The organism is Candidatus Poriferisodalis sp., assembly GCF_965214215.1.
Taxonomy (GTDB): domain Bacteria; phylum Actinomycetota; class Acidimicrobiia; order Acidimicrobiales; family Poriferisodalaceae; genus Poriferisodalis.
Map to the genome: position 1 here is coordinate 2,217,353 of NZ_CBDCBD010000003.1, position 24,155 is coordinate 2,241,507.

Annotated in this window: 20 protein-coding genes; 17 read left to right on the top strand and 3 right to left on the bottom strand. The window is 66.9% G+C overall.

The genetic code is table 11. The features are described 5' to 3' along the window. Positions 1–340: 340 nt before the first annotated feature. The 11 genes from ACOOF5_RS12475 (at position 341) to ACOOF5_RS12525 (ending at position 13,126) form a co-directional block, all read left to right on the top strand. Positions 341–940 (top strand): hypothetical protein, encoded by a 600-nt coding sequence (locus ACOOF5_RS12475; protein ID WP_420439601.1) that lies wholly within the window; start codon positions 341–343, stop codon positions 938–940. 205 nt (positions 941–1,145) lie between these two features. Then, complete coding sequence (locus tag ACOOF5_RS12480) at positions 1,146–2,216, top strand: class I fructose-bisphosphate aldolase (RefSeq protein ID WP_420439603.1); 1,071 nt, start codon at positions 1,146–1,148, stop codon at positions 2,214–2,216. A 99-nt stretch (positions 2,217–2,315) separates the two neighbouring features. Then, complete coding sequence (locus tag ACOOF5_RS12485) at positions 2,316–4,199, top strand: 2-oxoacid:acceptor oxidoreductase subunit alpha (protein WP_420439605.1); 1,884 nt, start codon at positions 2,316–2,318, stop codon at positions 4,197–4,199. A gap of 60 nt (positions 4,200–4,259) precedes the next feature. Further along, the gene (locus ACOOF5_RS12490) at positions 4,260–5,279 is read left to right on the top strand and encodes a 2-oxoacid:ferredoxin oxidoreductase subunit beta (protein ID WP_420439607.1); all 1,020 of its coding nucleotides are present in this window, start codon (positions 4,260–4,262) and stop codon (positions 5,277–5,279) included. Between the two features lie 64 nt (positions 5,280–5,343). Next, positions 5,344–6,243 carry a TlyA family RNA methyltransferase gene (locus ACOOF5_RS12495; protein ID WP_420439609.1) on the top strand — a complete coding sequence of 300 codons (900 nt, stop codon included), beginning with the start codon at positions 5,344–5,346 and terminating at the stop codon, positions 6,241–6,243. Beyond that, on the top strand, positions 6,240–7,142 hold the full coding sequence (locus tag ACOOF5_RS12500) for an NAD(+)/NADH kinase (RefSeq protein WP_420439611.1): 903 nt from the start codon (positions 6,240–6,242) through the stop codon (positions 7,140–7,142). The genes ACOOF5_RS12495 and ACOOF5_RS12500 overlap by 4 nt, the downstream gene beginning before the upstream one ends. Continuing rightward, the gene (gene recN, locus ACOOF5_RS12505; RefSeq protein WP_420439613.1) at positions 7,142–8,797 is read left to right on the top strand and encodes a DNA repair protein RecN; all 1,656 of its coding nucleotides are present in this window, start codon (positions 7,142–7,144) and stop codon (positions 8,795–8,797) included. Before ACOOF5_RS12500 ends, recN begins: the two co-directional genes overlap by 1 nt. 2 nt (positions 8,798–8,799) lie before the next feature. Then, positions 8,800–9,978, top strand: coding sequence for a putative cytokinetic ring protein SteA (steA, locus tag ACOOF5_RS12510; RefSeq protein WP_420439615.1), 1,179 nt, complete (start codon positions 8,800–8,802; stop codon positions 9,976–9,978). A 13-nt stretch (positions 9,979–9,991) separates the two neighbouring features. Then, complete coding sequence (locus ACOOF5_RS12515) at positions 9,992–11,053, top strand: copper transporter (protein WP_420439617.1); 1,062 nt, start codon at positions 9,992–9,994, stop codon at positions 11,051–11,053. After that, complete coding sequence (locus tag ACOOF5_RS12520; RefSeq protein ID WP_420439619.1) at positions 11,050–11,952, top strand: glycosyltransferase; 903 nt, start codon at positions 11,050–11,052, stop codon at positions 11,950–11,952. Before ACOOF5_RS12515 ends, ACOOF5_RS12520 begins: the two co-directional genes overlap by 4 nt. Positions 11,953–12,025: 73 nt before the next feature. Next, on the top strand, positions 12,026–13,126 hold the full coding sequence (locus ACOOF5_RS12525) for a hypothetical protein (protein WP_420439621.1): 1,101 nt from the start codon (positions 12,026–12,028) through the stop codon (positions 13,124–13,126). A gap of 75 nt (positions 13,127–13,201) precedes the next feature. Here ACOOF5_RS12525 and ACOOF5_RS12530 read toward each other — a convergent pair whose 3' ends face one another. After that, the gene (locus ACOOF5_RS12530) at positions 13,202–14,674 is read right to left on the bottom strand and encodes an amidohydrolase family protein (protein ID WP_420439623.1); all 1,473 of its coding nucleotides are present in this window, start codon (positions 14,672–14,674) and stop codon (positions 13,202–13,204) included. Between the two features lie 148 nt (positions 14,675–14,822). Between ACOOF5_RS12530 and ACOOF5_RS12535 the strand changes: the two genes are divergently transcribed. Both ACOOF5_RS12535 and ACOOF5_RS12540 read left to right on the top strand, forming a co-directional pair. After that, positions 14,823–16,487, top strand: coding sequence for a CTP synthase (locus tag ACOOF5_RS12535; RefSeq protein ID WP_420439625.1), 1,665 nt, complete (start codon positions 14,823–14,825; stop codon positions 16,485–16,487). Positions 16,488–16,551: 64 nt separating this feature from the next. After that, a complete protein-coding gene (locus tag ACOOF5_RS12540) occupies positions 16,552–17,478 on the top strand; it encodes a tyrosine recombinase (protein WP_420439627.1) in 927 nt (308 codons plus the stop codon). A 98-nt stretch (positions 17,479–17,576) separates the two neighbouring features. Here ACOOF5_RS12540 and ACOOF5_RS12545 read toward each other — a convergent pair whose 3' ends face one another. Next, positions 17,577–19,046, bottom strand: coding sequence for an HNH endonuclease (locus ACOOF5_RS12545; protein WP_420439629.1), 1,470 nt, complete (start codon positions 19,044–19,046; stop codon positions 17,577–17,579). Positions 19,047–19,260: 214 nt separating this feature from the next. On the opposite strand from ACOOF5_RS12545, the gene ACOOF5_RS12550 reads away from it, so the two are divergent. From ACOOF5_RS12550 to ACOOF5_RS12565, 4 genes are read left to right on the top strand one after another with little or no spacing between them, the layout of a single operon-like run. Next, positions 19,261–19,467 carry a type II toxin-antitoxin system VapB family antitoxin gene (locus ACOOF5_RS12550; protein ID WP_420439631.1) on the top strand — a complete coding sequence of 69 codons (207 nt, stop codon included), beginning with the start codon at positions 19,261–19,263 and terminating at the stop codon, positions 19,465–19,467. Continuing rightward, on the top strand, positions 19,458–19,874 hold the full coding sequence (locus ACOOF5_RS12555) for a PIN domain nuclease (RefSeq protein ID WP_420439633.1): 417 nt from the start codon (positions 19,458–19,460) through the stop codon (positions 19,872–19,874). Before ACOOF5_RS12550 ends, ACOOF5_RS12555 begins: the two co-directional genes overlap by 10 nt. Before the next feature lie 46 nt (positions 19,875–19,920). Continuing rightward, positions 19,921–21,252 carry an MFS transporter gene (locus ACOOF5_RS12560; RefSeq protein WP_420439635.1) on the top strand — a complete coding sequence of 444 codons (1,332 nt, stop codon included), beginning with the start codon at positions 19,921–19,923 and terminating at the stop codon, positions 21,250–21,252. Between the two features lie 16 nt (positions 21,253–21,268). Further along, entirely contained in the window at positions 21,269–22,990 is a 1,722-nt protein-coding gene (locus tag ACOOF5_RS12565) for a nuclear transport factor 2 family protein (protein ID WP_420439637.1), read from the top strand. Positions 22,991–23,137: 147 nt separating this feature from the next. Here the strand turns inward: ACOOF5_RS12565 and trpS are convergent, their stop codons facing one another. Then, positions 23,138–24,139 carry a tryptophan--tRNA ligase gene (gene trpS, locus ACOOF5_RS12570; RefSeq protein WP_420439639.1) on the bottom strand — a complete coding sequence of 334 codons (1,002 nt, stop codon included), beginning with the start codon at positions 24,137–24,139 and terminating at the stop codon, positions 23,138–23,140. Positions 24,140–24,155: the final 16 nt, after the last annotated feature.

The following is a 24,155-nucleotide window of genomic DNA, read 5'->3' on the forward strand; positions in this document are numbered from 1 at the left end:
TGATGGTCGGCGAGGGCGAGGTGAGGGCGACCGAGCGTCGCAGGACCGATCGGGTCCTGCTCGCCGCCGTGACAAGCCGATTGACGAGGTTGCAGAGCAGGCGGCTCGCCGCACTGATTGGGGCGGTGTGGCCCGCAAGGGTGCCGCAGTGCTCAGACCGATCCCTGGCGCTGACCGAGGCGACGCTTACGCGGCCAAAGTGCCCGAGCGCCAGAATCGCCGACCTGAGCCGCCGCAGGGACCGCAGCGTGCCGAATCGTCGGCGGCCCCCGCCCCGCGCCGCCGACGGCCGACCGTGCGCCTGGAGCTGCCCCAGCTGGACCCGGCATCGGTTCGAGGTATGCCGACCTCCGAGCAGGAGCGGCTGGCCCGGCGGCTGCGTGACGCGGGCGAGGACTTCTTGGCAGAGCGGTTCGGAGACGCGCTGTCCATATTGCGACCGCTGGCATCGAGATACGCCGCCGTAGCGGAGGTGCAAGAGCTCTACGGCCTCACGCTGTACCGCCTCGGCCGCTGGACGGCTGCGTCTCACCGGCTCGAGCACTACGAGACGCTCACTCGCTCTGTCGACCAGCTGCCGGTGCTGGCGGACTGTTACCGGGCGCTGGGCCGCCTCAATGACGTTCACGAGGTGTGGGACCGGCTGAGGCATGCCGACCCAGATGCCCAGACGATGACGGAAGGACGCATCGTCGCTGCCGGTGCTCTGGCCGACGAGGGTCGGCCGCGCGACGCCATTCGCCTGCTCGAGGCGGGCCCGCTGCGTCCAAAGCGCCCTGGCGAGCACCACCTCAGGTTGTGGTACGCCCTCGCCGATCTGTACGACAGGGTCGGCGACCTACAGCGTGCTCGGCGCGGGTTCGCCAGGGTCGCCGATGTCGAACCCGGTTTTGTGGACGTTCACGACCGGCTGGCGGCGCTCGGCACCGCTGACGGCTGAGGGCGGCACTCTGCGCCCGTTGTGCTGCGTGTCTGGTGCCTGCTTGTGTGCCCTGGTCTCATGCGATGGGTATCACGGACCGCTCGGGCCACGGCCGCGCAGATAGAGTGGGCCCGCCATTGGGCGAGCGCCTCCCCCGGTACCGACCCCCGGTTCCGGTCCCCCCATACCGGTGCCGCCAGATCGCGCGAGGCCAGCGACCGACATGACGACCGACATCGAGCGCCTGCTCGGCGAGCAGGCCTCCTATTTGCTTGACCACACATGCGAGGGCATCGGACGGGACCTGCTCACCCTGCCCGGGCCAGACTTCGTGACCGATGTGGTCGCCGGCACCGACCGCTCGCCGCAGGTCATGCGCAACCTCCAGTCGCTGTTCGACAACGGTCGGCTCGGCGGCACCGGATACGTCTCAATTCTGCCGGTGGACCAAGGAATCGAGCACTCGGGTGCCGCATCGTTTGCGCCGAACCCGATCTTCTTCGACCCGGCATCCATCGTGGAGCTGGCGGTCGAGGGTGGCTGCAACGCCGTGGCCACAACCTTCGGCGTCCTCGGAGCGGTATCGCGCCGTTACGCCCACCGGATCCCGTTCATCGTCAAGATCAATCACAATGAACTGCTGACGTACCCCTCCAAGTACGACCAGATCATGTTCGGCTCGGTCCAGCGGGCGCACGAGCTCGGTGCCGCCGGTGTCGGGGCCACCATCTACTTCGGCTCGGCCGAGAGCGGTCGCCAGATCACTGAGGTCGCCGAGGCATTCGAAGAAGCGCATGGCCTCGGCATGTTCACCGTGTTGTGGTGCTACCTGCGCAATCCGGGTCTAGACCTGTCCGGCGAGGCTGGCGGCGTCGACCATCATGTGTCCGCCGATGCCACCGCACAGGCCAACCACATTGGTGTGACGATCGAGGCCGACATCATCAAGCAGAAGCTGCCCGAGAACAACGGTGCATTTGTCTCGGTGCCCGGCTTCGGCAAGACTCACGCCGCGGTGTACGACCGGTTGACGACCGATCACCCGGTCGACCTGTGCCGCTGGCAGGTGGCGAATTGCTACATGGGACGTGTGGGTCTCATCAATTCCGGCGGTGCCAGTTCAGGATCCACCGACCTGGCCGAAGCCGTCAAGACCGCAGTCGTCAACAAGCGCGGTGGCGGCGTTGGGTTGATATCGGGCCGCAAGGCGTTCCAGCGACCCATGGCCGAAGGCGTGGAACTGCTCGGAGCTATCCAAGACGTCTACTTGGACCAGGCGGTAACCATCGCCTGATCGATGAGGAGACCCGGCCGTACCGATGCGGCCGCGACTAGCGTGGTCGCCTGGAGCGACCGCAATTCCCCCCAGGAGCCCCTTCTCTAGGAGACAACAGTGACCGATACCGCATCGCGCGAACTGCCGCTGCAGGAGATCGATGAGGTCATCATCCGCTTCGCCGGTGACTCCGGCGACGGCATGCAGCTCACCGGTGACCAGTTCACGAGCATCTCCGCCGCGCTCGGCAACGACCTGTCCACTCTGCCGGAGTTCCCCGCGGAGATCCGCGCCCCCCAGGGGACACTCGCCGGCGTCTCGGCGTTCCAAGTACGCATCTCCGATTTCGACATCACCACGCCGGGCGATGCACCGACGGTGCTCGTGGCGATGAACCCGGCGGCACTGAAGGCGCAGCTGCACAACCTCACCCAGGGCGGCGCGCTGATCCTGAACACAGACGCCTTCAACGAACGCAATCTCGAGAAGGCCGGCTACTCGTCCAATCCGCTCGATGACGGCACGCTGGACGATTACCGCGCCTACCCGGTGCCGATGAGCCAGATCACCCGCGACGCTGTGGCCGAGCACGGGGTCAAGCCACGCGACGCGGAGCGATCCAAGAACTTCTTTGCTCTCGGTCTGATCTCGTGGATGTACACGCGGCCGGTCGAGCCGACGTTCGAGTTCATCAACACCAAGTTCCGGGGCCGCGAGCAGGTCATCAACGCCAACACGGCGGCGTTCAAGGCGGGCTACAACTTCGGCGAGACGGCCGAGATCTTCGAAGCCCATTACGAGGTGAAGCCGGCCCCGCTGGCGCCCGGCGAGTACACCAACGTGAACGGGAACACCGCGCTGGCCTGGGGCTGTGTCGTTGCGGGCCAGCTGGCACGCCTGCCGGTGTTCCTCGGCTCGTATCCCATCACGCCGGCTTCAGACATCCTTCACGAGATGTCGTTGAAGAAGAACTTCGGCGTGCGGACGTTCCAGGCTGAAGACGAGATCGCCGCGGCAGCATCAGCCGTGGGAGCAGCGTTCGGCGGGGCGCTGGCCTTCACCTCCACATCGGGGCCGGGACTGGCGCTGAAGGGCGAGACGCTCAGCCTTGCGGTGAGCCTTGAGCTGCCGATGGTGGTGCTCGACATCCAGCGTGGCGGACCGTCGACGGGCTTGCCTACGAAGCCTGAGCAGGCCGACCTGATGATGGCGATGTACGGGCGGCATTCGGAATCGCCGCTACCGGTGGTGGCACCCCGCAGCCCAGCCGACTGTTTCGACATCGCCATCGAGGCGTCTCGCATCGCATTGAAGTACCGGACGCCCGTCATCGTGCTGTCCGACGGTTACCTGGCGAACAGCTCTGAGCCCTGGCTGCTTCCCGATGTCGACAGCCTGCCCGACATCGGCGTCGAGTTTGCGACCGAGTTCAACGGCACCAACGAAGACGGCGACGGCATCTACCTGCCCTATCTGCGCGATCCCGAGACTCTGGCCCGCCCGTGGGCCATTCCCGGCACGCCCGGGCTGATGCACCGCGTCGGCGGTATCGAGAAAGAGGACGGCACCGGCAACATCTCCTACGATCCGGAGAATCACCAGTTGATGGTGGATGTGCGGCAGGCCAAGATCGACGGAGTCGACGTACCCGATGTCGAGATTGCCGGCGATGTCGATGCCGATCTCGTCATGTTGGGCTGGGGCTCCACGTGGGGCGCCATCGATGCGGCTGCGGGACGGCTGCGCGATGACGGCTTTGAGGTGGCCCACGTACACCTTCGCCACCTCAATCCACTGCCCGCAAACCTTGGCGACGTGCTGCGGCGCTACCGGGCCGTCGTGTGTCCCGAGATGAATAAGGGCCAGCTGAGCGATCTGGTGCGGGCGAGATACCTGATCGATGTCGAGCACTTTGGCAAGATCGACGGCGTGCCCTTCACCACCGGAGAGGTGACCGCTGCGGTCCGCAAGCGCCTCGAAGAGCTGTCCGGCAGCAACTGAGTCCCCTAACTCACCCGTAACCAACGAGACCAGCCAACACAGACAGAGGCAAACTCCACGATGACAGACACCTCGATAACGCCGACCACACAGCCTGGAGACTGGGCCTCGGACCAGGAGGTTCGTTGGTGCCCGGGCTGCGGCGACTATTCCATCTTGACGGCGATGCGGATGCTGATGCCCAGCCTCGGCTCTGAACCGCACAACACGGTGTTCGTTTCTGGCATCGGTTGTGCCGCCCGGTTCCCGTACTACATGAACTCCTACGGCGTGCACGGCATCCATGGCCGCGCACCGGCGATCGCCACCGGCCTGGCGATGGCCCGGCCGGATCTCGACGTGTGGGTCATCGGCGGCGACGGCGACATGCTGTCGATCGGGGGCAATCACCTCATCCACGCATTGCGTCGGAATGTCAAGATCAAGGTGCTCCTGTTCAACAATCAGATCTACGGCCTCACCAAGGGCCAGTTCAGCCCCACCAGCGAGATCGGCAAGGTCACCAAGAGCTCGCCGATGGGTTCGCTGGACGCCCCGTTCAATCCGCTGGCGGTAGCACTCGGCGCCGAGGCGTCCTTTGTGGCCCGGACCCATGACATGGACCGTCAGCACATGATGGAAACGTTCCGGCGCGCGCACGAACACGACGGCGCCGCGTTCGTGGAGGTGTTCCAGAACTGCAACGTCTTCAATGACGGCGCGTTCGAAGGGGTGACCAAGAAGCAGAACCGCGATGCCAACCTGATCTCGCTGAAGAATGGCGAACCCATCCAATTCGGGGCCGACGGCGAGTTTGGCGTGATCGACGAGTCAGGCTGCGCCCGAGTGGTGCACACCGCCGAGGTAGGCACCGACGAATTGCTCATGCACGACGAAACGAAGCACGATCCCTCGACGGCGTTCATGCTGGCTCGTCTGGCACGAGGACCATTCGAGCCGACGCCGATCGGCGTGTTCCGCGCTGTGCGACGCAGTGAGTACGCAATGGCCTCCACGCGACAGCTGGCTGCGGCCCAGGAAAAACAAGGTCCGGCCGACATTTCGCAGCTGCTGCGTTCACGCGGCACTTGGTACGTCTGACCTGCTCTTACCTCGCGCGGAAATCACTGCGGCGCGCCGCAGGCGCGCTGGTACTTTCGACTGCATGAACGTCGCCCGACGACGCCTCGACAACGAGCTGGTACGCCGTTGTATGGCGCCGTCGCGGGCGGCAGCACAGGCACTCATCTCGGGCGGTCGCGTTCTGGTCGGGGGCGCCGTCGCGCACAAGCCGTCCAGAATGGTGGCGGCTGGCGAGCCAGTCCGCCTCAGCGGCGAACCCCCGCGATTCGTGTCGCGCGGCGGGGACAAGATCGACGCTGCGCTGGACACATTCGGGATCGCCGTAGCGCGACGACGAGTCGTCGATGCCGGTTCCTCGACGGGTGGGTTTGTGGACTGCCTGCTGCAGCGCAGGGCCGCGCAGGTGGTTGCCGTCGATGTCGGCTGGGGTCAGCTGGACGCTCGCCTGCGAGACGATCCGCGTGTGATAGTGCGGGAACGCTGCAACGTGCGCCACGTCGGGCCCGCCGACATCGGCGGCGCCGCAGACATCGTGACCGCTGACCTGTCGTTCATCTCGCTCGAGACAGTGATGCCGAACCTGGCGGCGTGCACGGCGCCGGGCGGGGACGCCGTGTTGCTGGTGAAACCGCAGTTCGAGGCCGGCCGGAAGGAGGCCTCGCGGGGCAAGGGCGTGGTACGCGACCCGGAGGTCTGGCGCAGAGTGCTCAGCGACGTGGCAGCCAGGGCCTCGGTCAACGGTCTTGCACCGTGCGGCATCACCACCTCGCCATTGCGAGGCGCCGCAGGCAACGCCGAGTTCTTCCTGCATTGTCGGCGCGTTGTGGAAGGCGCATGCGCAGCGACCGACGATGCTGAGCCCCGGCCCTTTGACCTCGAGGCCGCCATCGAGATCGCCGTCGAGATTGCCCTCGAGGCGCCGCCCCCCGCTGCGGCAACGGGAGTCGGCGATACCCAGCCCGCCGGGGAGGCGTCGCCATGAGCGGCGTGCTGGTGATCGCTCATGCCGAGCGGGCTGAGGCGCTGACGGCGTCGACGCGTCTCGTGGACTGGCTCGAAAGCGAGGGTCACACCGTCGAGATGGGCCGCGTGGAGGCGGCGGCGATCGGTCGCCCCGATCTTGGGGCCAGCGAGCTGACCGGCTCCGTGTGGGACCTCGCCGTCAGCGTGGGCGGCGATGGCACCATGTTGCGCTCGTTTGATCTGGTCGCGTCCGCAGGCATCCCGGTGCTCGGCGTCAATGTCGGCCACCTCGGCTATCTGACCGAATTCGAGCCGGGACAGCTCACCGAAACGGTTGCCGCAGCGCTCGCAGGGGCCCTGGGAGTTTCCGAGCGGATGATGGTCAGCGCACGAGTGCGCCGAGCCGCGGGCGAAGGTCGGGGCGACGCAGGCGATCACGATCGAGATCCGCAAGACACCGAAGACACCGATGTGTGGACAGGACTGAATGAGGTCGTGCTCGAGAAGCGCGATCCAGGCCACACGGTCCGGCTGGAGGTGTGGCTCGACGGCGATGTGTTCGCGACCTATGCGGCAGACGGCCTCATCGTCTCGACGCCGACAGGTTCCACGGCCTACAGCCTCTCTGCGGGCGGTGCGGTCGTCGCGCCGACGCATTCATCGCTGCAGGTCACGCCGGTCGCGCCGCACATGCTGTTCGACCGTTCGTTGCTGTTGCCGCCGGACACGGAAATCGGCGTTCGGGTGATCAGCGAACGGCCGGCGCTTGCCGCCGTCGACGGCCGCTCGGCCACGATGCTGCACACAGGCGACGAAGTGGTGGTGACGCGCGCTCCCTACGAGGCCCGCCTCGTCACCGCCGGCGGTGGCAGTTTCCATCGTGTGCTGAAGCACAAATTCGGTCTGAAGGATCGCTGATGCTCGCCGAGCTGGCGGTGCGCAATCTCGGCGTCATCACCGAGGCCAACCTGGTGCTCGGTGATGGCATGACAGCACTGACCGGCGAGACGGGTGCCGGCAAGACGCTTGTGGTGCAGGCGGTGCAGCTGCTGATGGGGGGGCGAGCCGATCCTGCGATGGTGCGTGCCGGCGCTGGCGAAGCAATCGTTGAGGGCAGGTTCGTAAGCCCTGACGGCAGCGAGCGCGTGCTGCGCCGCGTGATCCCCGCAACTGGTCGCAGCCGCGCCTACGTCGACGGCGCGATGGCGTCGGCGCCGGAGCTCGCGGAGCTGGGAGCCGAACTCGTCGATCTTCACGGGCAGCACCAGCACCAGTCGTTGCTGCGTGCACGCACTCAGCGTGAGGCGTTGGATCGCTGGGGCGGAATCGATCTGCGCCCGCTGGCGGCAGCACGTGGGGACCTGCGGGCGTTGGGCGAGAACCTGGCTGCACTCGGCGGTGATGCCCGAGCCAGGGCGCAAGAGATCGATCTCCTGCGGTACCAGGTCGACGAGATCACTGCGGCACGGCTGGATGACGTCAGTGAGCTGGAGCGCATCACCGAGCGTGAGGACCTGCTGGCCGATGCCGCATCGCACCTCGCGGACGGTCATGGCGCACGCCAGGAGCTTGCCGGCGACGACGGGGCGATCGATCGGCTCGGGTCAGCGGCGGCCTTGCTGGCCGCTCGCAAGGCGTTCGCCCCCGTCAGCGATCGGCTCGCCGCTGTGGCCGCCGAACTGGACGACACCGTCGCGCAACTGCGCGGCGTGCTCGAAACGATCGAGGACGATCCCCAGGCGCTGGCCGACGTCCGTGCTCGCCACCAACTGCTGCGTGAGCTGACTCGCAAGTACGGCGACACGCTCGCCGAGGTGGTGTCGTTCGGCGACCGAGCGGCGGAACGCCTCTCCCAGCTTGAGCGGCACGCCGAGCTCGCAGCTGAGCTGGAGGAAGGCATCCTTGTCGCCCAACGGCGTGTCGAAGCCGAGGCCCAGGCCGTGGCCGCTGCTCGTCGTGCGGCTGCACCCGGACTCGCTGCCGCAGCCAGCGAGCACCTGGCGTCGCTGGCGCTGGCGGCGGGCACGCTGCAGGTCAACGTCAGCGGCGAGGGTCCAAGCGACAACGTCGAGCTGGCATTCAGTGCGAACCGGGGAGTCGCGCCCGGACCCCTGTCGAAGGTGGCCTCCGGCGGCGAGCTGGCGCGCGTGATGCTGGCGCTGCGACTGGTGTTGACCGCTGGTCCCCCAACGCTGGTGTTCGACGAGGTAGACGCCGGTATCGGCGGCGAGACGGCGTTGGCGGTTGGCCAGGCGCTCGCCGCCCTCGCTGAGCACCATCAGGTACTGGTGGTCACCCACCTCCCGCAGGTTGCAGCGTTCGCGCATTCTCAAGTCGCCGTCCGAAAGACCGACGACGGCGACGCGGTGGCCTCAGACCTCGTTGCAGTCGCGGGGCAGGATCGCGTCAGCGAACTCGCACGAATGCTCGCCGGTCAGCCGGCGTGGGCCAGCGGCCGCCAGCACGCGACCGAATTGCTGGAGGTCGCCGCAGCGGGTCGAGCCGCGCGGGATCCGGCGCGGCTCGCCGCCGAGTTGGATCTGCTGCCCGAGCGCAGCGGCTCACCAGGGTGACCATGGCCCGCTCGCGGTCGTTGTGGGGACGCCAGCGCTCGCGCCGCAACGGGGGTTACGGTCACCGCGAATTCGCCGGGAAGTGCCGTGTGGATCGCCGCACCAAGAACTTGGTGCGACGCTTGGAGCGCGGAGAGATTGCCGTGATTCACCACGCCGATCTCGATCGGGTCGCTGCCGACGGGCTTTTGGCAGCCGGTGCGATCGCCGTGGTCAATGCAGAGCTGACGATGACCGGGAGGTACCCAGCGCTGGGCGGGCTCACGCTCGCTCAGGCAGGAGTGCCGGTGCTGGAAAACATCGGTGAGGAGGCGTTCGCATCGCTGCGTGACGGCGAGGAAGTTGCCATCGCAGGCGATGAGGTGCTGCGAGATGACCAGGTGGTGGCGACCGGACATCGCCGCGATGCCGAACACTTCGAGCAGGTGCTGGAATCGGCGCGCATCGCGGTGCGCAGCGAGCTCGGCAGCTTCGCCCGCAACACGCTCGAGTACCTCGAGAAGGAGCCGCAGGTCCTCACCGACGAGCTGGTGATCCCGCCGCTGCACCAGGAGCTGCGGCGCCGTCACGTGCTGGTCGTGGTGCGCGGCATCGACTATCGCGAGGATCTGGCTGCGTTGCGTCGTTCGGGCTACATGTCGGACATGCGGCCCGTCGTCATCGGGGTGGACGGCGGTGCCGATGCGCTGCTGGAAGTCGGGCTAGTGCCTCACATCATCATCGGCGACTTCGATTCGGTCTCGCCCAGAGCGTTGACTTGCGGGGCACAGCTCATCGTGCACGCATATCCCGAAGGGGGCGCGCCAGGAGCGAAGCGGCTCGAGGATGCAGGACTCAGCTACGACGTCATCGCTGCCCCGGGCACCAGCGAGGACGTGGCGTTACGGCTCGCGTTCGAGCGGAGGGCCGAGCAGATTGTCGAGGTCGGATCGCACACGTCGATGGTCGACTTCTTCGACAAGGGCCGTCGAGGCATGGCCTCGACCTTCCTGACCCGGATGCAGGTGTCCTCAGCACTGGTGGATGCAAAGGGCGTGAGCCGCCTGTATCGCACGCACGTGCGCAAACGCGACATGGCGATGCTCATCGTCTCCGCGCTGGTCACCATCGGCGTCATCGCTGCGGTGACTGAGCCGGGCCGTCTTCTGCTGCGCACGCTGTGGATCAACATGGGCCTCTAGGCCGGTCAGGCGAATGATCAACCTCCGCTATCACATCGTTTCCATTGCCGCAGTGTTCCTGGCCCTGGCGATCGGCTTGGCACTGGGCTCGACGTTTGTGGACTCGGTGCTGGTGAGCAATCTCGAGTCACGCGTGGACCAGCTACAGGCTGACACCGAGTCGGCAATCGAACGGCAAGCGTTGGCTGAGGGGGCTCTCGGCGAAGCTGAGGCCGAACGTGATGCGGCGCTCGCGAGTGTCGAAGCCGCGGCGTCCGTGCGGTTCGAGGTGGAGGATCTCGTGCGGCCCTACCTGCCGCAAGGGCGATTGAGCGGCACGACCACGCTCATCATCGCACCGGAGTCCACGAACCGTGACGCGGTCGCGGCCATCCGCACACGACTTGAGGCAACCGACACAAGGCAAGGCGGGGTGCTGTGGCTCAGCGATGACCTGCGTCTGGATGATTCAGCGGTACGCGAGAGCATCGCTGAGGCATTCTCGCTGGCCGGCGATAGCCGCAACGCCATACAGCGGGCGTTGCGCTTCTTGGTGCCCCAAGCGCTCTTTCGTCCGACCGAGGCCGGTTCCAGCCGAACCCTCGGCTCTGATGTCGACGCGATCACCGACTCCGCGGCGCTCGACGGCTTCTCGCGCGGGTTCTCATCGGTCCCGCAGACGCGCACGGCGCTCACCTTGCTGCGCGACCTCGAACTGGTCACTCACGACGGCACCGGGGCGGTGGCACTGCACCGGATCGGCGGGGAGCACTTGCGACTCGTGGTGGTGACCGATGAGGGGGCTGCCGGATTGAACCAAGACTTTGTCTTCGACCTGCTGGTCGCCATCGCCGATGACGGGCACGTCGGCACCGGCGTCATCGTCGAGGTTCGAGCACCCGGCTCAGCAGGCGCCGGCGACGGCGCCGTGCTGGAGCGGGTCCGTTCCGACCCGGTGCTCGCCCAGGGCTACTCGACTGTCGACGAGGTCACGTCCTTCTCAGGCGATCTGGCGTTGTTGGTCGCACTGGAGCGGCTGCCTGCTGTCAGCCACTTCTCCGGAGCGGACCTCAACCATGGATTGGGCCCGTCATGACCCATGCCGTGGCCATCGTGCCCGCCTTCAACCGGGCGGACACCGTTGGCGCCACGGTGACCGCGTTGGCGACCGTGCCCGATGTGCTCGACGTCATCGTGGTCGACGACGGGTCCCGGGACCGCACCGCGGCTGTTGCTGCTGCTGCAGGAGCGCGAGTTGTCGAGCTCGCACGCAATCGCGGCAAGGGAGCGGCGATCACCGCCGGCATTGCGGCGTCTGGAGCGCCCGATGCCTACTTGCTCATCGATGCCGATCTGGGCGATTCCGCCGCGCTGGCCGGTGATCTGCTGAAGCCGGTCTCGCTCGGGTCAGCGGACATGACCATCGCCGTGCTCGGCTCTACCGAACGCGGGGGCGGGTTCGGGTTCGTCAAGGGCTTCGCGGCACGCGTTCTGCGTTCCGAGACAGGAATGTTCCTCGCGGAGCCTCTCTCGGGTCAGCGTGCCGTTCGGGGTCCGCTGCTGCGATCACTGCATCTTGCTCCCGGTTTCGGTCTCGAGATCGGTCTGACACTCGATGCGGCCAACCGCGGCGCATCCATCTCGGAGGTGGAGGTCGGCTTCACGCATCGCCTCACCGGGCGTGACCTCAGCGGCTTCGCGCATCGGGCACGAATCGGCCGCCACGTGTACCTGGCCGCGCTGTCCCGCGTCGGCAGTCCGAAGTTGAACTACTACCTGATCGCCTCCGTGCTGAGCCGCATCGTCTCAGCGGGCCGACCCGTGCGGCTGCGCGACCGCCGCCAACGGCTGGGGCGCACCGCGCGCCAGTCTTGGCAGCGAGCACGGCAGGTCCGGCCGCCTCGTTCGATCCGGGACCTGCGGCCTTTGCGTTCGCTTCGGCGGTTGCGGAGCCTGCCGGAGGGTCAGGGTCGCCGGCCGACGAGCGAGTCGTAGTCCACATGCGTTGCCGCAACACCCGCGTCCAGTGACTGCGCCGGCCGACGTCGCCTTTCAGACTGCGGCTTCGTTGGCATCAATCCTCGCCGGCTCGGCGGTCGCGGCGGCGATGCTGTGGCGTCTGGCGAAATCCCCGATGCGGCGAGAGCGCTGGATGGGGGTCAACTACCGCGGCGAGCGGATCGTTGCGACTTCGGGGCTGCTCGTGGTCGCGATCGGCGTTGCCGGCGCAAGCGCCGTGGCGGCCTTGGCACGCCGCGCGATGGGTTGGTTCGCCTACGTCTCCGTTCCGATGGCTCCATCGTCAGCCGAGGTGCTCGAAACCTCGGGTCCACTGGAACTGGTGTCCATCGACGTGTTTCGTACGCCCCCCGCGGCCAGCGCCACCGGCGCGGTGGCCACCGCGTTGGCCGTGGTGGCATTCGGATTGCTGGGATACCGGGACGACACCCGAGGCGGCGGTGATGCGAGCGGGTTCGTCGCGCACTTCTTGCGCAGCCTGCGCCGGCGTCAGCTCACGACCGGAGCGCAGAAAGCTGTCGGTGGGGCAGCAGTTGCGCTCCTCAGCGTGCAGATGGTGCTGTTCGGCAACGTCGCCGCCCTGTGGAGCAGCACCCGATGGAGCGATGGTTATTCGGTGATGCGATCGTTCGAGCACCTCGTGATCGGGTCACACGAGAGCTGGGCCGTGATTCCGTGGCTGCGAGGGGCCGCAGTCGTAGCGCTCAGCGCCAACCTGTTGAATCTGCTCGACCGAGCGCCGGGTCGGGCGACCAAGGCTGCGTTGGCATGGTGGCTGTGCGGGCTCGTGCCGGCTGCGGTGTTCGGTCCCTCTTGGCCGCAGGGATTTCAATTCGCAGATGCCAGCACCGGAGTATTCGCCTGGCATTCGCCGGCGTTGTGGACAACGGGGGCCGTTGGTGCTGCGGTTGGCTTGTTGCGCAGTGAATTGGCGGAATCGCACATGCTGGGTGACACTGGCGTCAATCCCCTCGGTGCTGCCTTAGGGCTGGCCACTGTCGCGATGTCCTCGGCATCAGTCGAATGGGTCGTGCTCGTCGGGATGGCCGTGCTGAACCTGGTGAGCGAGCGCTGGTCGTTCAGCCAGATCATCGACGCGGTACCGCCGCTGCGATGGCTGGACCGGCTCGGCTCGCCGTACCGTCGTTAGTTCTCCATCCGTCATGCCCGCTGCATGGCAGCGGTGCTGGGTCTTATGCCCGCTGCATGGCAGCGGCGCTGGGTCTTATGCCCGCTGCATGGCAGCGGCGCACAAGCGGTGCTCGGCCAGGCGCTCGTCGAGGCTGGGGTGAACGATCTGGCCGCCGGACACGACTGGGCGCCCGGCCACGATCGTGTCGCGGGCCGACAACGGTCCGCACCGCAGCCACGCCTCGATCGGATCCGACAGCGCGCCGGCGAATGCTGGGCCGCTGAGTTCCCACACGACCAGGTCGCCGCACGCGCCGGCCGCTAGCTCGCCGATCTCGCCGGCTCGGCCGAGGCAGCCCGCACTGCCACGGGTCGCGACGTCCAGGACGTCGCGGGCCGAGAAGTACACGGAATCGGCCAGTCCCGAGTCGTCGTTGCCGTCGCCGGTCCTGCCGCTGTCGAGGCCCTGCTCGGCGCTCAAGTGTCGCTGGCCGTCGCGCAGGCGCCCCACGAGCAGGGCGTTGCGGGCTTCGGTCCACATCGATGCCGAATCGGTACTGGCCGAGCCGTCCACGCCGAGGCCGACGGGAACTCCGGCGGCTCGCAGCTCGCGCACCGGGGCCAGCCCCACGCCGAGCACCAGGTTGGAACTCGGGCAGTGCGCCACTCCGGTGCCCCAGGAACCGAGCCGCGCTATTTCGGCGGGGTTGGGCTGCACGCCGTGCGCGATCCACGAGCGATGTGAACCCCAGCCGCAGTGCTCGAAGTAATCCACCGGGCGCATGCCGAACATGTCCAAGCAGAATCCGTCCTCGCCGGGGTCTTCGCACAAGTGCGTGTGCAATCGCACGTCGAGGCGTTCAGCCAGCTCCGCTGTCGCCGTCATCAGCTCAGTAGAGACCGAGAACGGTGAGCACGGCGCCAACGCGATGCGGACCATCGCGTTCGGCGAACGGTCGTGATGCGCTGCAATGAGGCGCTCGGAATCCTCCAAGATCTCCTCGGGAGACTGGCACACCTCATCGGGAGGCAGCCCACCGTCTGATTCGCCCAGCGACATCGAGCCGCGGGTGGGATGGAACCGCATGCCCAGCTCGGTCGCCGCACCGATCTCTGCTGCGATCAAGTCGCCGGCGCCCCGCGGGTGCACATACAGATGGTCAGTGCTGGTGGTGCAGCCGCCCAGCGCCAGCTCGGCGAGACCCACCCATGCGGACAGATACGCGCCGTGCTCATCGAGCCGCGCCCACAGGGGGTACAGCGTGGTCAACCAGTCGAACAGCCCGCCCCGAAGTGCCGGCGCGTACGAGCGAGTGAGGTTCTGGTACATGTGATGGTGGGTGTTGATGAGCCCAGGCGTCACCAGGCAGCCGCGGGCGTCGATGCGCTCCGTCGCCGCCGGAGGCGGATCGGCGGCACCCCCGATGGCACTGATGAACCCGCCGGTCACGGCGACCCAGCCGCCGCTGATCTCACGGCGTTGGTCGTCACAGGTGGCCACTAATTCGGCGTCATGCACCAACAGGTCTGCCGGCGCCCCGGTGGATTCGTCTGGTGTGTCGGTCATGTTGTCCCGTCCGCTTGGTTGCCCTGTCGGAACGACGATCCCAGCGGGCTCGGTGAGCAGTCGCCGGACGCTCGCAGGGATCGGCCAACACGGTCCGATGCGACGGTAGCTTGATGGCACATGCTCCACAGATCACCCCGACAACCGCGTGGCTAAGCACATATTCGTCACCGGGGGAGTTGCCAGCTCCCTCGGCAAAGGGCTCACCGCAGCGTCGCTCGGCCGCCTGCTCGCTGCCCGCGGCCTGCGGGTCACCATGCAGAAGCTGGACCCGTACATCAACGTCGACCCCGGCACCCTCAACCCCTACGAGCACGGCGAAGTGTTCGTCACCGACGACGGCGGCGAGACCGATCTCGATCTCGGCCATTACGAGCGGTTCATCGACGTATCGCTGACGCGCGACTCGAATGCGACGACCGGTTCGATCTACCAGAAGGTGCTCGCCGACGAGCGGCGGGGTGAATATCTGGGCCGCACGGTGCAGGTCATCCCGCACATCACCGACGAGATCAAAGAGCGCATCCGCAAGCTGGCCGCCAGCGACGTGGACGTGGTCATCACCGAGGTAGGCGGCACGGTCGGCGACATCGAGATCTTGCCGTTCCTGGAGGCGATCCGTCAGATGCGTCTCGAGGTCGGTCGGCAGAACATCTGCTACGTCCATGTCACGTTGGTGCCGTTCATCGGCCCGTCGGGTGAGCAGAAGACCAAGCCCACCCAGCACTCGGTCACCGAGCTGCGCAGTCGCGGCGTGCAGCCCGACGCCATCGTGCTGCGCAGCGAGGGTCCCATCGAGGACGGCCTGCGCAACAAGATCTCCAATCTCAGCGATGTCGAGCTCGCGGGCGTGGTGAACGCCCCAGACTCGTCGGTCCTCTATGAGATCCCGATGGTGCTGCGCGCCGAGGGACTCGACAGTTTCCTGTGCGGGATCCTTGGATTCGAAGACGTCGAGCCCGACCTGGCTGAGTGGGAAGCGATGCTCGCACGCATCAAGGCGCCCCAGGCGACAGTGCGCATCGGCATCATCGGTAAGTACGTGACCCTGCCCGATGCCTACCTGTCCGTCGTGGAGTCGCTCCGCCATGCGGCCTCCTACCACGGCGTGGAGGTCGACGTCGAGTGGATTCACTCCCCCGAAATTGAGGGCCTGCTCGCCGCGGGGAGGCTGCGGCACCTCGATGGAATGGTGATACCGGGAGGGTTCGGCTCGCGCGGCATCGAAGGCAAAATCGCTGCGGCTGCCTATTCGCGTGAGCATGACATCCCGTGCTTGGGGCTCTGCTTGGGACTGCAGGTCATGGTCATCGAGTTCTGCCGCAACGAGCTGGGCCTGCTGGGTGCCAACTCGACCGAGTTCGATGCCAACACGCTGCACCCGGTCATCGACCTCATGCATGCGCAGCGAGGCATCCAGGACAAGGGCGGCACGATGCGGCTCGGTGCCTACGTGGCCCGGCTGGCGCCGCGCAGCCGCGTGGCTGCCATGTACGGCGACACGCTGGTCAATGAGCGGCACCGGCACCGCTATGAGGTGAACAGTGCCTACCGCCAGCGGATGGAGCAAGGCGGCCTGCAGTGCAGCGGGCTGTCGCCTGACGGGCGGTTGGCGGAGTTCATCGAGCTGGACGGTCACGCGTTCTGGGTGGGCACCCAAGCACACCCGGAATTCAAGAGCCGGCCGAACCGCCCCGCACCGCTGTTCTGCGGTCTGGTGGGCGCTGCGCTGGCTCGTGCCGAGGGACGCAACCCGCAGCTGCTGCCTGCAGCTACCGGTACCGCACCGCTGGGCGCTGAACCGCTGGCCTAGACCAGCGTTTCGCTCTGGTGCATTCTTGACCTGCGTCGGCGCAGGCTGGCACATTGGATAGGCGATGCCCGCTGCCCTGGCCATGGAAGCCGAGGACTATCTGGGCTGGTTGTCCAACGAGCGGGGACGGTCAGCGCGAACCGTAGCGTCGTACCGCGCCGACCTCGCCGGTTTCGCGGCGTGGCTCGAGGCACGAGGCACCGATTTGCTCGGCGCCAGCTCCGCGGACATTGCGGCCTACTTGGCGCACCTGCGCGACGATCTCGGTCGGGCAGCTTCGACTGCGGCTCGGGCTGCGGTCAGCCTGCGCGGTCTCTACCGGTTCCTGGTGGCCGAGGACTTGGCCTCGACCGACCCCGCCGGTGCGCTCGACATGCCCCGTGCACCTGCCGGCCTGCCCCGGGCATTGCGGCGCGACCAGATCTTCGGGCTGCTGGCCTCACCGGTGGGCGACAGCCCGCTGGCGCGGCGAGACCGGGCGATGCTCGAGGTGCTGTACGGCATGGGCCTGCGGGCGAGCGAGCTGACGGCGCTGTCGCTGGGCGACGTCGACCTCGACGAGCGGCTCATGCGGGTGTGGGGCAAGGGCGGCAAGGAGCGGGTCGTGCCGGTGGGGCGTCACGCCGCCGATGCCGTGGGGGAGTGGCTGAGCGGAGCTGGACGCGGCGCGGTTGAACCGCCCGCCTGGCGCACCCGCGACGATGCCGCAGCACTGTTCCTCAACGCTCGGGGACGGCGGATAACGCGCCAAGGCGTGTGGCTGATCGTGCGCCGTCACGGAGACCGTGTCGGTCTCGGACCCGACCAGCTGACGACCCACGTGCTGCGCCATTCGTGCGCCACCCACATGCTCGACGGCGGCGCGGACATCCGCAGCGTGCAGGAGCTGCTCGGCCACGCCTCCATCACGAGCACACAGCGCTACACCGCCGTCTCCCAAGAACGGCTGACCGAGGTATACCGCCAAGCACACCCCCGCGCCCGCTATTGATCTTCGGCGCGTGGGCTGCGTGCTGCAGGGCATCCGTTCTGCCAACGATGACGGCTCGTTGGACCGGTTACCGGTGGCCGCCGGCTGGCCGAGCCCCGTCAGGGACTCCGTGCAGCGACGTGTGCACTGCTGGATTCGCGGCCCGGCGGGTCGGCGTTGCGGGGTTCGGGTGGCTGGAGTCGGGGGCGGCCGTCGCATGCGGTGCGGATCTTGCGGCCGTGGCGGTGCACGTCTTTGTGGCATGGCTCGCAGAGCGATGCGAGGTTGGCGATGTCGGTGAGGCCGCCGTTGTCGTAGTAGTCGATGTGGTGGGCTTGGGTGTGTTCGGGCGTGAGTTCGCAGCCGATGCAGCCGCGGTCGCGTGCTGCGAGCACGAGCCGTTGGGCGTCGTTGGCGTTGCGTGTGCGTCCCAGTGCGAGTTGTGACCAGTCGGCGGAGAACATGGCGGGCAGCACGTTGGCGTTGAGGCCGTACTCGGCGAGCATCTGCGCTGACATGGGAGTGCCGTCGTCGAGGCGGGGGTTGGCGAGCCGGTCGCTGGTGATGTCGTAGTCGGCGATGATGAGCAGGTTGGTCGCGAAGCGTCGGGCTGTCTCGTCGCCCAGCACCAGCTCGCACAGGGCGTCAGCGGTGAGCTGCGCCCGAGTCGCAGCGTCGCCGTCGTCGTGAGGGTTGTTGTCGGCGTGGCGTCGCCGTGTCGAGCGCACCGCGGCTTGCAGGGCGTCGCTGAGCTGGCGTCCGGTGAGGAAGTCGAGCTTGCCGTGCAGGTGCCACATGCCGTCGTCGCCGATCCGCAGCGACGCCGAGCGCTCATGTCGCTGCAGTGCCAGCTCCGCGTCGGCGGGGCTGAGATGTTGGGCGGCGGCCTCGGCTGCGAGTTCGTCTGCGATCGCCAAGCTGTAGTTCGCGAGCGGGTGACGGGCGATCGTGTCGGAGGGATACGTGCGGGCGAGTTCGAGGAAGTCGTGTTCGCTGCGGCGGTGCTTCTTGGGTGCTTCGCGGGCGATCACTTTGGCGTGGGACATATGGATCTCGCCGGCTTGCATCGCGTCGAGCGTTTCGGTGAAGCCCTCTAAGACCAGGCTTTGGGCGAGGCGGGTCTCGCTGCGGGCCTGCGCGCAGTTCATGCGTGTCTGGTCGCGCAGCACGTACGCGGCGGCTTGTGCGCCGTAACGCGACGTCATCTCGCCTACCGCTGCCAGATAGCGGCCCTCGACGCGGGCACGCTCAGCGGTCAACTCGACCAGCAGATCCGTGAGCTTGTCGACATTCAGCGTATCCAGGGCGGCATCGCAACTCGCCGCGTTGCCGCCGACAATCGCGCCGTCAGCGGCGCCATCGCGCTGCTCGCCAACCGCTGGGGCCGAGACCGCGCCCAGCGATCTGCTGCGACAGCCGGCCGAACCGGTTGCATCTTCGAATGGCCCCAATTCGCCGCCGGTCCACACCGCAGTCGGGTCCGGCCACGCCGACCCGACGGCAGGGGGCCACCCAGACGCAGTGTCGGCGCCGGCTTCGGGTGTCTCCACATAGTCGGGAGCGAGTTCTCGCACGACATCGCCGAACATGAATAGAGCATACACACGTTTGTAACGAAAAGCAAACACTCGCGCGTACAAATTTCAGGAAATTGCGCGATGCGTGCGTGACGACTGGTGGATTCACCACAATTCAGGTTGTATATAATGATGTTCTAGTAATATACGATATATTGCATATTATGCCAGCGGTCATGCATCGACGGATATATATCAAATGGCTTATCTGGATATACTGCCGCTCGTGACGAAGCGGCTCATAGACATCGACGACGCACTGCTGGAACAGGCACGGCAGTTGACCGGCGCCGCCACCATGAAGGACACCGTGAATGCCGCGTTACGGCACACCGTGGAGGCAGAGCTGCGCCTCAGGCACGTACGCCGTCTCACGGACCTTGATGGCACAGATCTTGCCGATGAAGGCGTGATGGCCGCCGCGTGGCGTTGAGACCGCTGTTCCTGGCGGACAAGAGCGCGCTGGCGCGCATGCACCATGACGAGGTCGCGAACCGCCTCTCGCCCCTGATTGTCGATGGCTACGTGGCGACATGTCCCATCGTCGATCTTGAGGTCCTGTACAGCGCTCGCTCACTGCACGACTACGAGTCGATCGCAGCGGAACGTCGCGCCATGACGTCGTTTCCGATCACCGAGGTGATCACCTCGCGGGCGCTGGAAATTCAGCATCAGCTAGCGCGACGCGGTCAGCACAGGGTCGCACTGCCGGACTTGTTGATCGCCGCAGTCGCCGAGCGCAACGGCCTGACGGTCCTTCACTACGACGCCGACTACGAACTCATTGCTGCGTTGACTGGCCAGCAGACCGAGTGGATCGTGCCCCGGGGTTCGCTCTGACCTCAACGATTTCCGCATCACATGAACAGGCCCCTAGCCTGACTCGGTGCGCGCCGCTCCCGGTCGGAGTTCGATGACGGCGGTGATCGTCGCTGGCAGCATCGTGACAGCGGTCACCTTGGGCGTGCGAGCCACGATGGGGCTCTTTCCCGACGAGATCGACGCGACGCTCGGCGTCGGCATCGACACTGTCGGGCTGACCGTCGCCCTCCAGAACCTGATCTGGGGCTTGGGCCAGCCACTCGCCGGCGCCATTGCCGACCGCTTCGGGTCGGCCCGAGTCTTGCTGGGCGGCGCGCTGACCTACGCCGCGGGGCTGATGGTGATGGCAGGCGCGTCGGGTCCGTTGGGCCTGTACCTCGGTGGCGGATTCGTGACCGGGTTCGGCATGTCGGCGGCTTCGTTTGCCATCGTGCTGGCCGCGATGGGCAAGCTGGTGGACGAGCAGCGGCGTTCGGTGGCGCTCGGGACTGCCACCGCGTTCGGGTCGTTCGGCCATTTCGTGCTCGTGCCTTTGGCCGGTGCGCTCATCGGCACGCTCGGCTGGCGCACAACGCTGACATTGCTGGCGATCATCGCTGCGTCCATCGTGACGGTGATGCGGCCGCTGCGTACGGCGCCGGCTCGCTCAGCCGGCCCGACCGCCGATCTCGATGTTCGCGATCCGTCTGCATCAGCAGGCCATGGCGCCGACGAATATCACGAGCCGCTGCGTTCCGTGCTGAGCCGCGCCGGTCGCCATCGAGGCTACCTCAGGCTCAACTGCGCCTTTTTCGTCTGCGGATTCCACGTCACCTTCGTCGGCCTGCATCTGCCGAAGTCGCTGACCGACGCCGGTCTCAGCTCCGGTATCGCCACGCTCTCGCTGGCGCTCATCGGGCTGACCAACATCTTCGGCGCTTTCGGCGCCGGACTGGCGGGGGCGAGGATCGACAAGAGCCGCTTGCTCATCATCATCTACTGCACCCGTGCCGTGCTGTTCGCCGGCCTGGTCCTGCTGCCCGCTACGCCGGTCCTGGCGCTGGGATTCGGGCTGGCTTTGGGGGTTGTGTGGCTCGCCAGCGTCCCGCTCACCTCCGGGATCGTGCTGGGACAGTTCGGGGCGCGCAACTCCGGCACGCTGTTCGGATTCGTCTTCCTGAGCCACCAACTGGGCGCCTTTGGCGGGGCCTATGGGGCTGGGCTGGCGCGCGAGATCACCGGTTCCTACGACCTGTGGTGGTGGCTGGCCGCCGCTCTCGCCGTCGTGGCCGCAGTGCTGCACTTCGGCATCTCCGAGCACGCCGCCGGCGAGAGCGAAGAACACGGGCGAGCAGCGCCTGGCGCACCGGCGGGAAGCGTCGCCTCGGCGGGCGACGCTGAGACGACACGTCGATAGCGGTCGGGCGGCGACGATGGCGGACGAGCCTCAGCACAGCCAACCGGCGGGCATGTGTCCGTCTGCGTTCACAGCAGGCGACGACCGCCGGGAGTACAACGTTTACGTCGAGACGGCCACCGTTGAGGATGCATGGCCGGACCTGTGCGGCTGGGAGCTGGCAAGCCAGGTCGGGCCGCTGCTCATCAGTGTGGAAGTCTCGCTGCGGATCTTGGCGGACTGCCTCGAAGAAGCAGGCGTGCGGAGCTACATCAACGACGGCGCAAAAGCCGAGACGATCGTGAAGAGCATCTGCGCCCAGCTGCAGCTGATCGCCGAATTGGCCGGCGAACACGCCTCGCAGGCCGGAGCGCCCGATGCTGCTGCCGTAGCGCCTCCGCCCGCGGACATGTTCGGGCCTCCGTCGAACGAGTCCAGCTGGCACCGCGTCGTCGAACTCGCGGATCGAGTCCCTCGAGGCGCCGACTTGCTGTCGCAGATGCGCATGCGTCTCGCATTCGCCGCCGAAGCAATCGGCTTCGACCTCGGAATCGGGCGCGGTGGGGTCGGCGCTGGCGAAGCGGCAACGGCGACTCGAACGCTCGACTACGACCGCTGGATCCGTCCGCTCGACGTGCACGGGCTCTACACGCCGGACCGTCGCGCCCTCTACGTCGAAGACCCGATCTTCGTGAGAGTGCATCAAGCCTGCGAAGGCATCCTCGAAGCCATGCTGGTCGAGCTCGACAAGGTTGAGGCAGCGCTGTTCGTCGGCGACTATCCCTCCGCTGAGCGCCATGTGCTGATGGCGGCGCGCTGCTGTGCGCCTTTCGAGGCCACCATCGTGTTGCTGGGGGAGATGAGCCAACTCGACTATGCGCCGCTTCGCACGGCGTTGCGTGACGCCAGCGGCGCCCAGTCGGCTCGCGGTCAGGCACGACGCCGGGTGGTCAAGGACCACTTCTGGCTGTTCCGCCAGCAGCTTCGCCACCGCGGACTCGACTGCCTGACCGTGCTGGTCGACCCGTCGGGCCACGTCCCCGAGTACCGCCTGCTGCAGGCATTCAAGTTGCTTGGGCGCGCCATCAACCAGACCATGTCCGCTCACGCTCATCTCGTGTACAACGTGCTCGGCTCGGCGGTGAACGGCACGCTGGGCGCTCGTGTGCTGTCGCTGGGCCAGGTCGCCTCGTATCCGCTGCTGCCCGAGATCACCGATGCGCTCGACAAGGTGACGCTGTGGACGGCGCTGCGCTACGCCGACCACTCGGGCATCGTCATCCACCAGCAAGAGCAAGCACACGGGCTGCGTGAGAAGTACGAGCCGACGTACCCCGCCGAACCTTGCGACGCTGCATTGATGGACCGCACTATCGAGCAGTACTTCGCGGCCATCGCGCAGCAGGACAAGGAGGCCTGGAAGGCAACCTTCTCCGACGTCTTCCACTTCGAGGACCCCAAGGGCACCAAGCCCTACGTGTCGGAGAACAACCTCGACAACTTCTTCCGCAACTTCATCCAAGCCTTCCCCGAAGTGCATTCGGCGTCGCACTCAGTGACCGAACGCAGTGATAACTCCGCAACGGCGCAGTGGAGCATCGAGGCGGCATCGTTCATGAAAGGCATCGATGCCAGCTTCAGCGGCTCAGAAGCCTTCTGGTTCGACCCGAACGGCAAGATCGTCGTCGCGTTCGCCGAATGGGATCCAGCAGCCTTGGCCGAACGGATGATGGACCAGTACCGGTCATCGCTGCGCTGACTGTGTTTTCCCGCAGCAGCGGCACGTCGCCGGGACGGTGCCTGATACCTGCTCGGCGTCGCGAACCATCGCTAGGCGGCGCCGGATGTTGCGTCGGCCGCACAGTCCCCTGCAGGTGATTTCGACCCTGTTGCGTGGCAGGCTCCGCTACTTGGGCACGAAGCCCATCGATTCCTTGGCGCGAGCCAGGATGACGCACGCCACAGCCTCGGCCTTGTCGGCACCGGCGGCGATGATGCGGGCGAGCCCGGCGGGGTCTGCATCGAGTTCGGCCCTCTTAGCGGCGATGGGCTCGAGCATGGCGACGACCGCGTCGGCAGTGTCGGACTTGAGGGTTCCGTATTGGCTGTAGCCCGCTGCAGAGTCGGCGGGGCTGCGACCTGTGGCAGCGCCCAGGATCGACAGCAGGTTCGACACGCCGGGCTTGTTGTCGGGGTCGTATCGCACCTCGCTTTCCGAGTCGGTCACCGCCCGAGCGAACTTGCGTGCAATGTCGGCAGGGTCGTCGAAGATGCCCACCGAGCCTTGGGGGCTCTCGGCAGACTTGGACATCTTGGCAGTGGGGTTCTGCAGGTCCATCACACGTGCGCCGACCGTGGGAATCGCAGCCTCGGGAATCACGAACGTGTCGCCGTAGCGGCTGTTGAACCGTTGCGCCACGTCACGGGTCAGTTCGAGGTGCTGGCGCTGGTCGTCGCCCACCGGCACCCGGTCGGCGTCGTAGATCAGGATGTCTGCCGCCATCAGCGCCGGGTACGTGAACAGGCCCGCGGAGACATGGTCGCCGCCGTGGTCGCCCCCCTCGGTACGGGCCGACTTGTCCTTGAACTGGGTCATCCGGCGCAGCTCGCCGAGCGACACCGTGCACTCGAGCAGCCACGACAGCTCGGTGTGCTGGGGGACGTGGCTCTGGACGAACAGCGTGCAGACGTCGGGGTCGAGGCCGACCGAGATCAGCGTGGCCATCGTGCCAAGCGTCGCAGCGCGCAGTTGCTGCGGATCCTGCTGGATGGTCACCGCATGCAGGTCGACGGCGCAATAGAACGCGTCGGCATCGTGCTGGTCGATCGCCCATTGGCGCAGCGCCCCGAGATAGTTGCCGAGGTGTACATCGCCGGTGGGCTGGATGCCCGAGAGCACTCGTGTCATGGCGCCTGACGGTACC